This is a genomic window from Nocardia sp. NPDC055002 (assembly GCF_053608825.1).
In genome coordinates this window covers 184839-197944 of record NZ_JBSGWE010000006.1, presented here as the reverse complement: position 1 = coordinate 197944, position 13106 = coordinate 184839, and the positions used below count along the sequence as shown (strand labels likewise).

Here is a 13106-nt window from a genome sequence, read left to right as displayed (position 1 = left end):
TCTACCGGAATGCCTCCGGCGCGGCCGAGCGGACCGGCAAGGTCTCACACCGTGGGCGCGACACCCCACACCGAAGGTCGCCGAGCGCTCACTCGGGCAGCGCCCAATCATCAAGGGACGCAGTGCCTGTACTGGGAACATCGGCGCACAGTCCGCTCAACCTTGTCGCGTCCGACCCGGCCCCGCCGACGGACGCTGGGACCGAACCCATTCCGGATGGAACCAGCAACCCTCACTATGGACGATCACACAAAGAACGACCGGAATGGATACCCAAATGTCTTTAGGGCAAAACAATCTCGGTCCCCGTCGGGCCCGGTAGCGTCGCTTCGATGACGGAGCCTTTTCAACTGGCCGGCCTCTCACTGGACTGTGACGACCCCGAGTCCCTCGCCCGCTTCTACCTCGGGCTGCTCGGTGGCCGTGTCCTGTGGAACGACGCGCACAGCGTCGGGATCCGTATCCCGTCGGGACTGACGGTCGCCGCGCAACGCGTCGAGGACTACTACCCGCCGCAGTGGCCCGGCACCGCCGCGGTGCACCTGGACCTCGCCGCCGACGCCGACCTGGATCTGTGCGAACAGCACGCCCTCGCGATCGGCGCGAAACCCGCACCGGTACAACCGGATCCGCGCTGGCGGGTATTGCTCGACCCCGCGGGCCACCCGTTCTGCATCACCACCCGCGTGATCGCGGGATAGGTCAGGCCAGCAGGTCGGGACGGCGCTGCGCCGTGCGTTCCAATGACTGTTCGTGCCGCCACGCGGCGACCTTGGCATGGTCACCCGACAGCAGGACCGGGGGCACCTCGAGGCCACGCCACGACACCGGCCGGGTGTAGCTGGGACCTTCGAGGAGTCCGTCGGAGAACGAATCCTCCTGGTGGGACTGCTGATTGCCGAGCACGCCGGGGATCAGACGCACGACGGCCTCGGTCATCACGAGCACCGCGGCCTCGCCGCCGATGAGGACGTAGTCGCCGATGCTCACCTCTTCGACGCGGACGCGGCGGGCGGCATCGTCGAACACGCGCTGATCGATGCCCTCGTAGCGCCCGCAGGCGAACACGAGGTGCTTCTCGGTGGCCCAGCGCTGCGCGGTGGCCTGGGTGAACGGCACACCGGCCGGCGTGGGGACGACGAGCAGTGCGTCGTCCGGGCACACCTCGTCCAGGGCGTCGCCCCAGACGGTGGGCTTCATGACCATGCCGGGACCGCCCCCGTAGGGCGAATCGTCGACCGATTTGTGCACGTCGTGCGTCCAGTGGCGCAGATCGTGCACGCCGATCGAGATCAGGCCCTTGTCGACAGCCTTGCCGAGCAGCGCGGTCCGCAGCGGCTCGAGATACTCCGGGAAGATCGTGACGACGTCGAGTTGCACGAATTACTCCGGATCGAGCAGGCCCTCGGGCGGCGTGATGACAACCAGTCCATCGGCGAGCGAAACCGTCGGCACGATGGCGGTGACAAAGGGAATGAGAATCTCGCGACCGTCGTCGGCGGCGCGCACCGACAGCAGTTCGCCCGCGGCCGAATGCAGCACCTCGGTGACCGTGCCGACGAGGGTGCCGTCGGTGAACTCGACCCGGAGGCCTTCGAGTTCGTGGTCGTAGAAGGCGTCGTCATCCTCCGACGGCGGCAGCGAATCGCTGTCGACGACGAACAACGTGCCACGCAGGGCGTCGGCGGCGGTGCGATCGTCGATCCCGTCGACGAACACCAGAAGTCGGCCCGAGTGCTCTCGGGCCGACTTCACGGTGTAGTCACGGGTCGCCGAGGACTTCGGCATCCTGCCGCGCAGTGTGACGCCCGGCGCGAACCGGACGTCCGGTTCGTCGGTGCGAACATCGACGACGAGTTCGCCGCGCACACCGTGCGACTTGGCGACCCGACCTACGACGAGTTCCATCTAGGCGTCGGTATCGACCACGTCGACCCGGATCCCACGGCCGCCGATGCCGGCGACCAGGGTGCGCAGCGCGGTCGCGGTACGACCACCGCGCCCGATCACCTTGCCCAGGTCTTCAGGATGGACGTGGACCTCGACGGTGCGTCCACGACGTCCGGTGAGCAGCTCGACACGGACGTCGTCAGGGTTGGCGACGATGCCGCGAACCAGATGTTCGACGGCATCGGCAACAACAGCAGTCATTACTCGGCAGCCTCGGTGGCGGCTTCCTCAGCGGCAGCCTCGTCCTTCTTGGCGGCCTTCTTCTTCGGGGTGACGGCCTCGGTGGTGGGCGCGTTGTCGGCGGCGGCGAGCGCGGCGTTGAACAGGTCCAGCTTGGAGGTCTTCGCGGCCTTCACCTTCAGGGTGCCCTCGGTGCCCGGCAGGCCCTTGAACTTCTGCCAGTCGCCGGTGATCTCCAGTAGACGCTGCACCGACTCGGTGGGCTGCGCGCCGACCGAGAGCCAGTACGCGACGCGCTCGGCGTCGATCTGGATCAGCGAAGGCTCTTCCTTCGGGTGGTACAGGCCGATGGACTCGATGGCCCGGCCGTCACGACGGGTGCGGGCGTCGGCGACGACGACGCGGTACTGCGGGTTGCGGATCTTGCCGAGACGAGTGAGCTTGATCTTGACAGCCATGCTGTTCAGTCTTCTTTCAGTAGTTTTGGTCACCACGCGATTCGGCGACCCGCATGGTCTGCGGGTCCGGTTTCGCGCATGCGTGCGTGACCGCCGCGCGGTACGTAACCGGAGACGGGCTGACACTGTCCAGGAAGGACGAGGGTTCATTCTGCCAGACGACCCGCCGCGGCCGGAAATCGCCTCCGCCAGTCGCGCGCTATCTCACCGCAACTGCGAAGTGTCGACCACCACCGGCACCGGGCCCGGCGCCTTCACCGTCTCGCCATCGGTGGCGAACACTTCCTGGCGGTAGCCGGACTCGCCCAGCGTGTAGCCCCAGAACCGTGCGGGCTTGCCAGCGGGGAGTTCGACGATCCACAGATACGGAACCCGCGCCGAGGCATAGGCCGCGATTTTTGTGTCTCGTTCCTCACGGCTGTTGCCGGGTGACCAAACTTCCACAGCCAACACCAGGTCATCCGCAGCGAAGTTGACGCGGTCGGGCGGAACACTGACCACCGCGACGTCTGGGATTATGCCAATCCGAAACGGAGTACTGATCCGGACGCCGACAGCGGGAAGCGCCGTGAGATCTGAGCGATCAGCAGCACGAACAGCGGCCCGTAGAACCACGAACAACTCACCTGCGGCGTACTGATGCGGACCACCCGGCGGCGGCGTCATGTGCAGGTACCCCCAGATGAGTTCGAGTCGAGATCCATCGACCGGCTGCTCTTCGGCGAGCCAGTCTTCCACAGTCTTCGGGCCCAACGGGTGGATCATCGAAACCTCGGCGCTCAGGGTCATCTCCAGCCAACCTCCCCGCGTACCAGCGATGGACCACTCGGACTCGGCCCAGACGGGCACGCACTTGACTTGCCACAATGGGGCAAGTCAAGTGTACCGATTTGTAAACCCCAGGGGTTACAAATCGCCAGCCGATGGACGGTGTCAACCAAGGGGCGACTACGCGATTCACCGATGTCCGGTGACCGGGTCGGGCGTCCTGACAACCGCGCCACGCAGCACCACCCATTGTGGCTCGGTGAGCGACTGAGGGTTCGTGCGGGGATCTTCGGCATAGACGACGAAGTCGGCCGGGGCGCCCTCGTCGATACCGGGACGGCCGAGCCAGGTGCGGGCGTTCCATGAGGCGGCGCCGAGAGCCTCGTGAGGTGACAGGCCCGCGCCGGACAGGGCGGTGATCTCGTCGGCGATGCGGCCGTGGCGGATGGAGCCGCCCGCGTCGGTGCCCGCGTAGATCGGGACGCCCGCCTCGTGGGCTTTGCCGACGGTGTCGCGGACGCGGCGGTGCAGGTCGCGCATGTGGGCGGCGTAGACCGGAAACTTCGTGGCGCTGTCGGCGATGCCGGGGAAGGTGTCGATATTGATCAGGGTGGGGACGAGCGCGGTGCCGTTGGCCACCATCAGTTCGATGGTGTCGTCGGTGATGCCGGTGCCGTGTTCGAGGCAGTCGATACCCGCGTTGATCAGGCCCGGCAGGGCGTCCTCACCGAACACGTGGGCGGTGACCCTTGCCCCGTTCGCGTGGGCGGCGTCGATGGCCTGCTTCAGGATGTCGTCACTCCACAGCGGGCGCAGGTCGCCGACGGAGCGGTCGATCCAATCCCCCACGATCTTGACCCAGCCGTCACCGAAGCGGGCCTGCTCGGCGACGATCTCGGGCAGGTCGCGCTCGTCGTCGAGTTCGATGCCGAGTTCGCGGATGTAGCGCTTGGGGCGGGCGATGTGACGACCCGCGCGGATGATCCGCGGCAGCTCCGCGTGCTCGTCGATGAAGCGGGTGTCGATCGGCGAGCCCGCGTCGCGCAGGAGCAGCGCCCCCGCGTCGCGTTCGATCTCGGCCTGCTCGATCGCGCCGTCGTGGGTCTCGTCCCCGCCGCCGTAGCGGATGCCGACATGGCAGTGCGCGTCGACCAGGCCCGGCACGATCCAGCCTGTGCTGCACAGGGTTTCGGCACCGCGCACGGGCTCGAACGTCACGGCGCCGTCGACAACCCAGAGGTCGCGCTCCCGGTCGCCGGGGAGAACCACACCACGCAGATGCACACGAACCTCCAGTCGTCGGCCTGAAACCGAACCTACCTCGCAGGATCGGCGCACGCACACGCTCCGAGGCCCGGCCACCCCGGCAGCACCGGGCGCCGGGTCGGCCGCCGTCGGGCGAACGGTCAGTCGCCCGAAGGATCGCCGTCGAGAAAGACCCGCACAGCGGTGATCCGCGGCCGGTCCGGAGCGAAGTCGACGAAGGCCACACCGCGCGACACACCGACCCGCACGCTCACGCTGACGGTGCGCCCCGCGGCGATCATCTTGTCCCACTCCATGTCTCGCGCACGGTCGGCGAACTCCGCCACCGAGACCGGATGTCCGGCGGGCAGCTCGACCACCGTCCGCTCATCGAGCAGCGCTCGCACGCCCCCTGTGTCGCCCGAGGCGACAGCGGCGAAGAGCCGGCCGACGACGCGTTTGCCGGACCCACCGATGCCACGCAGCGCCCGCATCATGCCCATCGCACCGCCCATGCCGAGCTCGCCCACGAGTTGCGGCCCGAGCTTCGCTCCCGCGAGCAGTCCGGACGGGCCGGTGCGCAGCAGGCGCGCGATCATCACCCCCAGCTCCCAGTGCGCGGCGAGCCGGGCGATCCGCCAGCCGCCGTCGGTGTCGACCAGGTCGTAGCGCAGATGCATCGGCACGGTGACGGTGGCGCCCGTCGACATCGTGGTCTCGATCTGCAGGTCACGCACCACCGTGTAGCCGGCGACGATGTCGCGGTCGACGCGGAAGGCGATGGAGTTCGGCGCGATGAAGACGTTGTAGAAGCGCGAGATCGCGTCCGGGCCGATGTGCTCGCGCGAGCCGTACGGGTCGTGCACCGCGGCTTGCTCGGCGAACAACCCGACCCACGCGGTCTTGTCGTGCGCGGCCACCGCGCGCGGTGACTCCCGCACCGCCGCCAGCAGGTCCTCGGCGGTCCGATCCAACGACATGTAGGTCCTCCATAGTCACGCTCCCCCTCCGCGATCCATGATAGAACGTGTTCTAGTTTTGCGTCGGCGATCGTGCGCGGCGCCTGTTGGACAAGAGGATCTCGATGGACTGGTACACCGGGAACACCACCTACGACACCGTGCTGACCATCGCCTTCGCCTTCGCCGCGTTCGTGATCGTCGGCGGGCTGTTCGCGCAGAGCCCCTACGGCCGCTTCGCGTCGAACAAGGTCGGCTTCAATCTCAACCCCAAGCTGGGCTGGTGGCTGATGGAGCTGCCCGCGACCGTCGTGTTCGCGGTGTTCTACCTCAGCGGCCCCGATCGTTTCGAGCCGGTGCCGCTGGTGCTGGCCGCCATCTGGTTGCTGCACTACGGCAATCGCGGCTGGTTCTTCCCGCTCTCCATCCGGCAGGTGCCGGGTAAGACGAGCAGTTTCAATGTCTCGGTGGTCGCGGCGGGCGTGTTCGTGACAGCCCTGCACGGCTATCTCAACGGCGCGTTCTTCAGCAACGACTACAAGAACCAGTACGGCACCGCCTGGCTCACCGATCCGCGCTTCCTGATCGGACTGGTCGTGTACCTGTGCGGCTTCGGGCTGCTGGTGCGATCCGAGGCGATCGTGCGCAATCTGCGGGACAAGAACAACCCCGGCGCCGCCGAATACCGCATCCCGCACGGCGCGGGCTTCCGCTTCGTCAGCAGCCCGGCATACCTGGGCGAGCTGATCGCCTGGGCCGGGTTCGCCCTGCTCACCTGGTCGCTGGCCGGTGTCGCGATCTTCTTGATCACCGCGGGAAACCTGGTGCCGCGCGCCTTCGCCACCCACCGCTGGTACCGGGAGAAGTTCGCCGACTACCCAGCGAACCGGAAAGCGCTGATCCCCGGCGTGATCTGACACACCGACCACCACCCGCGACCCTGAGGGAGCGGCGGCCACGAAGTGGCCGGTCCGCGGCCCCTCAGGGCCGCGGACACGCGCGCGCCAGCGCGCCGACAACTCAGTTCTTGGGGAACTTCAGCTGGGACAGATCGATGCCGTCCAGGCCGGGCGGCAGCTGATCGAGGCCGGGCGGCATGTTCGACAGATCCATGCCCGGCGGCAGGCCCGGCATCCCGGCGGGCATGCCGGGGAACCCGCCGCGCACCTTCGGCGGCGTGGGCCCACGCCCGCCCTTCTTGCCCTTCTTGCCGCCCTTTTTGTTGTTGCCGCGGCGAGCTCCCGGCATGCCCATCTGCCTGCCCATCATCGCCATCATCTTCTTGGCTTCGAAGAACCGGTCGACGAGCTGGTTGACCTCGGACACCTGCACGCCGGAACCGTTGGCGATGCGCAGGCGGCGCGAGGCGTTGATGATCTTCGGGTTGTCCCGCTCGGCACGGGTCATGCCGCGGATGATCGCCTGCACCCGGTCGAGCTGCTTGTCGTCGACCGCGGCCAGTGCGTCCTTCATCTGGCCCGCACCCGGCAGCATGCCGAGCAGGTTGCCGATCGGGCCCATCTTGCGGATGGCCAGCATCTGGTCGAGGAAGTCCTCGAGGGTGAGCTCGCCGCTGCCGATCTTGCGCGCGGTCTCCTCGGCCTGCTGGGCGTCGTAGACCTGTTCGGCCTGCTCGATGAGGGTGAGCACATCGCCCATGCCGAGGATGCGCGAGGCCATCCGGTCGGGATGGAAGACGTCGAAGTCCTCGAGCTTCTCACCGGTGGAGGCGAACATGATCGGCGCGCCGGTGACGTTGCGCACCGACAGAGCGGCACCACCGCGGGCGTCACCGTCGAGCTTGGTGAGCACGACACCGGTGAACCCGACGCCGTCGCGGAAGGCCTCGGCGGTGCTGACCGCGTCCTGACCGATCATCGCGTCGAGCACGAACAGCGTCTCGTCGGGCTGCACGGCATCGCGGATGCCCGCGGCCTGGCGCATCAGCTCGGCGTCGATACCGAGGCGACCGGCGGTATCGACGATGACCACGTCGTACTGCTTGGCCTTGGCTTCTTCGATACCGGCCGCGGCGACGGCGACCGGGTCGGCCGCGGTGATCCCGAGCGGGTTCTCGCCGCCACCGATGGAGGTGCCGCCGTGCGGGGCGAACACGGGCACACCCGCGCGCTCACCGACGACCTGCAGCTGGGTGACCGCGCCGGGACGCTGGAGGTCACAGGCCACCAGCAACGGCTGGTGCCCCTGACCCTTGAGCCATTTGGCCAGCTTGCCCGCGAGAGTGGTCTTACCCGCACCCTGCAGACCGGCCAGCATGATGACCGTCGGCGGGTTCTTGGCGAGATTGAGGCGACGGGTCTCGCCACCCAGGATCGCGACGAGTTCCTCGTTGACGATCTTGACGACCTGCTGCGCGGGATTGAGCGCGCCGGAGACCTCCGCGCCCTTGGCGCGTTCTTTGACGTTGGCGATGAAGCCGCGCACCACGGGCAGCGCGACGTCGGCCTCGAGAAGTGCGAGGCGGATCTCGCGCGCGGTGGCGTCGATGTCGGCCGGTGACAGACGCCCCTTACCGCGCAGATCCTGCAGTGCACCGGTAAGCCGGTCGGACAGGGATTCGAACACCGATCGCGCTCCTGATCTGAAAGGGTCTCAGGTCGTCTGACCGAAGCCGGACGTCTCTTGCCCTCCCAGGGTAATGGAGGTTATTCGGTATGTTGCACGTGCGGTGGCGCCGTGCGGCGCAACTCGTGGGATTCGATGTCCACCAGATACACCGCTTCTCTGCCGGTGAGGCCGAGTTCCCGCGAGAGCGCCTCGATGCGAAGCCATTCGGAATCGGCACTGTCGGCGTGGTGGGCGGCGGTCGAGGCGATGGTCATCGCGGCCAGCGCCTGCGCACCACTGAGGGTGCGACCCGGCAACCACGAAACCACCCACAGGTCACCACCGACGCACCGCGCGATGTGCGCGGTCGCGTCGCTGGTCATCATCGACGCGGAAACGACTTCGATAGCCACGGATCAGCTCCCCTCGTACGAGTGACAGCCGGACCAGGGGAATGCTATAGGTCCCATATCGACTTATCGGGCCGCGAGGACGCTGTGTAGCAACCTGATAGCAATCAGTGAGTAAACCGTGTCCTTGCGGTATCAGTCGGCGTCGGCTGTTTCGGTCGGCGGCGGGGTGGGCGCGGGCCGCGGAACCACGTCCAGGACGGCCTTTTCGATCCGGTCGCGCAGCGCTGGGCTGTCGGTGTCGCCCAGATCGAGGCAGAAGGCGTCGACCACAGCCGAGCCCATCGTGACCACCTTGGCCCATCGGACATTGGCTCCCGTCGCGGCGAACGCACCGGCCAGCCTGCTCAGCAAACCGATCCGGTCGTCGGCGCGCAGCTCCAGGATCACCTGTCCGGGAGTGCTGCTCGGTGACCAGATCAGGCGCGGCGCGGCGCGCGCGTACCGGCCGGGCCCGGTCCCGACAGCGTCGGTTTCGCGTTTGGCCAGCACCGCGGGTAGGTCGAGCGCGCCGGTGGAGGCCCGGATGAGTTCCTGACGCAGCAGACCCGCGTCCGGCGGATCGCCGAATTTCGGCATCACCACGAAGGTGTTGATCGCCGAGTCCCCCGCGCTGCCCAGTGCGGCCGAGAGCACCCGCAACGAGTGCAGTGCCAGGACACCGGCGGCGTCGGAGAGCAGGCCGGGCTCATCGGGGGCGATCACCGTCACCACGAAGGTGTGCTTGCCGTCACCGGGCGCGAGGGTGACGTGCACGCCGCCTGCCCTGGCCTTGTCCAGGAGCTCCGGGTCGATCGGTTCCGGTTGTGGCAGCGGCTCGCCCGCCATGACGAGCCGGCAGCGGCGCACCAGCTCGCCGATCAGCGAGGCCTTCCAATCGCCCCATACTCCGGGGCCGGTCGCCATCGAGTCGGCCTCGGCGAGCGCGTGCAGCAGTTCGAGCAGGCCGACGTCACCACCGAGCGCGTCGGCGACGTGCTGCACGGTCGCCGGGTCGTCGAGGTCGCGCCGGGTCGCGGTGTCGGGCAGAAGCAGGTGGTGGCGCACGATCGCGCTGAGGGTGCGCACATCCGAAGGCCACATTCCGAGCCTGCGGCCGATATGGGTGGCCAGCTCGGCGCCGACGATGCTGTGGTCGCCCTGCCGCCCCTTGCCGATGTCGTGGAGCAGCGCGCCGAGCGCGAGCAGGTCGGGCCGGGCGACCCTGGTGCTCAGGCTGCTCGCGTAGGCGACCGTCTCCATCAGGTGCCGATCGACGGTCCAGGTGTGCATCGCATCGCGCGGCGGCAGATCGCGGACCGCACCCCATTCGGGAAAGAGCCTGCCCCACAATCCGGTTCGATCGAGCGCCTCGACCGCGTCGATGCTGCCGCGGCCCGCGCCGAGCAGGACGAGCAGATCGTTGAGCGCGTCCTTGGGCCACGGTTCGCGCAGTTCGGGCGCGTCCTCGGACAACCGGTTGAGCGTGGTCGCCGACATCGGCAGCCCGGTCTGCGCCGACGCCGCCGCGACGCGCAGGATCAGCCCGGGATCACGCTGCGGGCGGGCGTCTCTGGCGAGCACGACCTCGCCGGAGTGCTCGACCACCCCCTCATCGAGTGGTCGGCGCACCGGCATGCGGCGCAGTCTGGCCAGGCCGCGCCGCGGTAACGCGTTGGCGGCCGTGCGCAGACCGACGTCGCACGAATAGCTCACCGTACGCGCCGAATCGGTCAATGTCCGGGCGAGATCGAAGCGATCGCCGATGCGCAGCGCGGCGCCGATCTCGTCGGCGTCCTGGGCGCGCAGCTGATCGCGGGCCCGGCCTGCGACGCGGTGCAGTTCGGTGCGCACATCGAGGAGCCTGCGGTGTGCCTGTTTCAGGCCGCCGCCGGGGACCTCGGGGCCCAGTCCCGGCATGGCGTCGGTCAATTGGGCGATCGAGAGCGCGTCGAGCAGCTGGATATCGCGCAGCCCGCCGCGACCGTTCTTGAGATCGGGTTCGGCGCGATGGGCGATCTCGCCGCTGCGCTGCCAGCGCGCGGTGGTCTGGGCGATCAGATCGTCGAAGCGGGACCGGATACCGGTGCGCCATTCCCGGCGCACGCCACCGATGAGCAGATTGCTGAGGTCTTGGTCGCCGACGATGTGGCGCGCCTCCAGCAGGCCGAGCGCGGCGATCATGTCGTCGGCGGCCACCCGCAGCGCCTGCGGCACGGTGCGCACGCTGTGGTCGAGCTTGATGTGGGCGTCCCACAGCGGATACCAGAGTTGATCGGCGACCTCCGAGATCACCTTGGGGTCGACGTCGTCGTGCAGCAGCACGAGGTCGAGATCGGAGTAGGGCAGCATCTCGCGGCGGCCGAGTCCACCCACCGCGACGAGCGAGAGGCCGCTGTCGGCGGTGATGCCGAGTTCGTTGCCCTTACTGGTGAGCCACAGTTCGAACAGGTCGACCAAGGCCTCGCGCAGCGATTCCGGATCGAGCCGCGGATTGCGGGTGCCCGCTCCGTCGAGCAGTTGCGCCCTGGCCTTGACCAGGTCCGCCGCTCCGTTGTTCTGAATACCACCGTTCCGCTGTGCCACAGCCCACACCACCATTTCATGCGGGCGGCCCCGCCCCGACCGGATCAGTCTCACCGGTGGGAGCGGGGCCGCCGCTCGATCGATTTATCGTGCGTGCCCTACCGAATTACAGTGCGTCGCTTCCGCGTTCGCCGGTACGGACGCGGATGATGGTGTCCACCGGGGTCACCCACACCTTGCCGTCACCGATCTTGCCGGTGCGCGAGGCTTCGACGATCACCTCGACGACCTTCTCGACCGACGCATCGTCCACGACGACCTCGACCCGGACCTTGGGCACGAAGTCCACCGAATACTCAGCACCGCGGTAAACCTCGGTGTGGCCCTTCTGCCGGCCGTATCCCTGGACTTCGCTGACGGTCATGCCGAGCACGCCTGCCTGTTCCAGCCCGGACTTCACATCTTCGAGCGTGAACGGTTTGACGATTGCCGTAACCAGTTTCATGTTCGTCATGCCTCCTTGACGAGCGTGCGTGCCGTGCCACCCACAGCAGCGAAATCGTAAGCGGTTTCCGCGTGCTCGGACTCATCCAGGCCCGCAGACTCGGATTCTTCACTGGCGCGCAGGCCGATCGTGAACTTGATCGCGTACGCGATGACGGCCGTGGCGACCAGCGAGTAGGCGAGAACGGCGAAGGCACCGACGGCCTGCAGCTTCAACTGCTCGACCCCACCACCGTAGAACAGTCCATCGACACCCGCGGGAGCTTCGCTGGTAGCGACGAGTCCGACGATCAGCGTGCCGACCAGACCACCGACGAGGTGCACACCGACGACGTCGAGCGAGTCGTCGAAGCCGAAGCGGAACTTCAGGCCGACGGCCAGGGCGCACAGCGCACCGGAGACGACACCGACAGCCAGGGCGCCGACCACGTTGACCGAGGAACAGGCCGGGGTGATCGCGACCAGACCGGCGACGATGCCCGAGGCAGCGCCGAGCGAGGTCGGGTGACCGTCGCGGATCTTCTCCACGAGCAGCCAGGCGATCATGGCGGCGGCGGTGGCGATCGTGGTGGTGAGGAAGGTGGCACCCGCGACACCGTTGGCGCTCAGCGCCGAACCCGCGTTGAAGCCGTACCAGCCGAACCACAGCAGACCGGCGCCGAGCATCACGAACGGCAGGTTGTGCGGGCGGAACGGCGTCTTCGGCCAGCCCTTGCGCTTGCCCAGGATCAGGCAGAGCACCAGACCGGCGGCACCGGCGTTGATGTGGACCGCGGTACCACCGGCGAAGTCGATCGCCTTGAGGTTGTTGGCGATCCAGCCGCCGTTCTCACCGGTGTAGCCGCTGAAGGCGAACACCCAGTGCGCGACGGGGAAGTAGACGACCGTGGCCCAGATTCCGGCAAATACGAGCCACGACCCGAACTTCAAGCGGTCGGCGACCGCGCCCGAGATGAGTGCGACCGTGATGATCGCGAACATGAGCTGGAAGGCGACGAACACCGAGAGCGGGATCGTGCCGAACAGCGGGATGGCGGCGGGGGCCGCGGGGTCGGTAGTCGCTAGATAGTCGCCGCCCAGGACGCCCTTGAGGCCGAAGTACTGGAGCGGGTCACCGACCAGCTTGCCCTTGTCCTCGCCGAACGCCATCGAGAAGCCGTATAGACACCACAGGATGGTGATCAGGCCCATCGCGGAGACGCTCATCATGATCATGTTCAGCACGTTCTTGCCACGGACCATACCGCCGTAGAAGAACGCCAGACCCGGCGTCATCAACAGCACGAGGGCCGCTGACGCCAGCATCCAGGCGGTGTCACCGGCGTCCGGTGCGCCGATCAGTGGAAATGCCACCTTGTGTTCCTCCTCATCTCGGGCCCTGCCGATGACGGCAAAAGGACCTGTACAGAAGGGTCGCCACTCGGTGTTTCATCCGTTGAGCTGTGGTGTTTCACCTGAGTGAACGGATAGCGCTGTTGTGTTGCATCCACGTTTCGCGTGGTTGGCACGAGCCTGTCAGCTCACGGTGAGGTTGGTACGGATGTGCGATTCGCCGCGAG

14 protein-coding genes are annotated in these 13106 nt (G+C 67.7%); 2 read left to right on the top strand and 12 right to left on the bottom strand.

All coding sequences use genetic code 11. The annotated features are described in order from the left end of the window. The first annotated feature begins 332 nt into the window (after positions 1 to 332). Positions 333 to 701, top strand: a complete 369-nt coding sequence (locus ACWF99_RS24525) for a VOC family protein (protein WP_378626370.1) — start codon at positions 333 to 335, stop codon at positions 699 to 701. Between the two features lies 1 nt (position 702). Here the strand turns inward: ACWF99_RS24525 and trmD are convergent, their stop codons facing one another. From trmD to ACWF99_RS24490, 7 genes are all read right to left on the bottom strand, one after another. Then, complete coding sequence (gene trmD / locus ACWF99_RS24520) at positions 703 to 1380, bottom strand: tRNA (guanosine(37)-N1)-methyltransferase TrmD (RefSeq protein WP_452537493.1); 678 nt, start codon at positions 1378 to 1380, stop codon at positions 703 to 705. A gap of 3 nt (positions 1381 to 1383) precedes the next feature. Then, positions 1384 to 1908, bottom strand: coding sequence for a ribosome maturation factor RimM (rimM, locus tag ACWF99_RS24515; protein ID WP_378626368.1), 525 nt, complete (start codon positions 1906 to 1908; stop codon positions 1384 to 1386). Beyond that, positions 1909 to 2151: an RNA-binding protein gene (locus tag ACWF99_RS24510; RefSeq protein ID WP_056811833.1), complete on the bottom strand. Its 243-nt coding sequence runs from the start codon at positions 2149 to 2151 to the stop codon at positions 1909 to 1911. It abuts the gene before it with no gap. Further along, on the bottom strand, positions 2151 to 2588 hold the full coding sequence (gene rpsP / locus ACWF99_RS24505) for a 30S ribosomal protein S16 (RefSeq protein WP_378626367.1): 438 nt from the start codon (positions 2586 to 2588) through the stop codon (positions 2151 to 2153). Before rpsP ends, ACWF99_RS24510 begins: the two co-directional genes overlap by 1 nt. Positions 2589 to 2792: 204 nt before the next feature. Then, positions 2793 to 3377 (bottom strand): Uma2 family endonuclease, encoded by a 585-nt coding sequence (locus ACWF99_RS24500; RefSeq protein WP_378655105.1) that lies wholly within the window; start codon positions 3375 to 3377, stop codon positions 2793 to 2795. Positions 3378 to 3545: 168 nt separating this feature from the next. Further along, entirely contained in the window at positions 3546 to 4640 is a 1095-nt protein-coding gene (locus tag ACWF99_RS24495) for an amidohydrolase family protein (protein WP_452537492.1), read from the bottom strand. Positions 4641 to 4762: 122 nt separating this feature from the next. Beyond that, complete coding sequence (locus ACWF99_RS24490) at positions 4763 to 5581, bottom strand: nuclear transport factor 2 family protein (protein ID WP_452537491.1); 819 nt, start codon at positions 5579 to 5581, stop codon at positions 4763 to 4765. A 104-nt stretch (positions 5582 to 5685) separates the two neighbouring features. Between ACWF99_RS24490 and ACWF99_RS24485 the strand changes: the two genes are divergently transcribed. Next, positions 5686 to 6477, top strand: coding sequence for a phosphatidylethanolamine N-methyltransferase family domain-containing protein (locus ACWF99_RS24485; protein ID WP_378626363.1), 792 nt, complete (start codon positions 5686 to 5688; stop codon positions 6475 to 6477). Positions 6478 to 6580: 103 nt separating this feature from the next. Here the strand turns inward: ACWF99_RS24485 and ffh are convergent, their stop codons facing one another. The 5 genes from ffh to ACWF99_RS24460 all read right to left on the bottom strand — a co-directional run bounded on the left by ffh (position 6581) and on the right by ACWF99_RS24460 (position 12900). After that, on the bottom strand, positions 6581 to 8146 hold the full coding sequence (gene ffh / locus ACWF99_RS24480) for a signal recognition particle protein (protein WP_378626362.1): 1566 nt from the start codon (positions 8144 to 8146) through the stop codon (positions 6581 to 6583). Positions 8147 to 8226: 80 nt separating this feature from the next. Continuing rightward, positions 8227 to 8541: a hypothetical protein gene (locus ACWF99_RS24475; RefSeq protein WP_245914691.1), complete on the bottom strand. Its 315-nt coding sequence runs from the start codon at positions 8539 to 8541 to the stop codon at positions 8227 to 8229. A 132-nt stretch (positions 8542 to 8673) separates the two neighbouring features. Then, entirely contained in the window at positions 8674 to 11118 is a 2445-nt protein-coding gene (locus tag ACWF99_RS24470; protein WP_452537490.1) for a [protein-PII] uridylyltransferase, read from the bottom strand. Positions 11119 to 11209: 91 nt separating this feature from the next. Beyond that, entirely contained in the window at positions 11210 to 11548 is a 339-nt protein-coding gene (locus ACWF99_RS24465; RefSeq protein WP_067449485.1) for a P-II family nitrogen regulator, read from the bottom strand. A gap of 5 nt (positions 11549 to 11553) precedes the next feature. Next, the gene (locus ACWF99_RS24460; RefSeq protein ID WP_378626359.1) at positions 11554 to 12900 is read right to left on the bottom strand and encodes an ammonium transporter; all 1347 of its coding nucleotides are present in this window, start codon (positions 12898 to 12900) and stop codon (positions 11554 to 11556) included. Between the last annotated feature and the right edge of the window lie 206 nt (positions 12901 to 13106).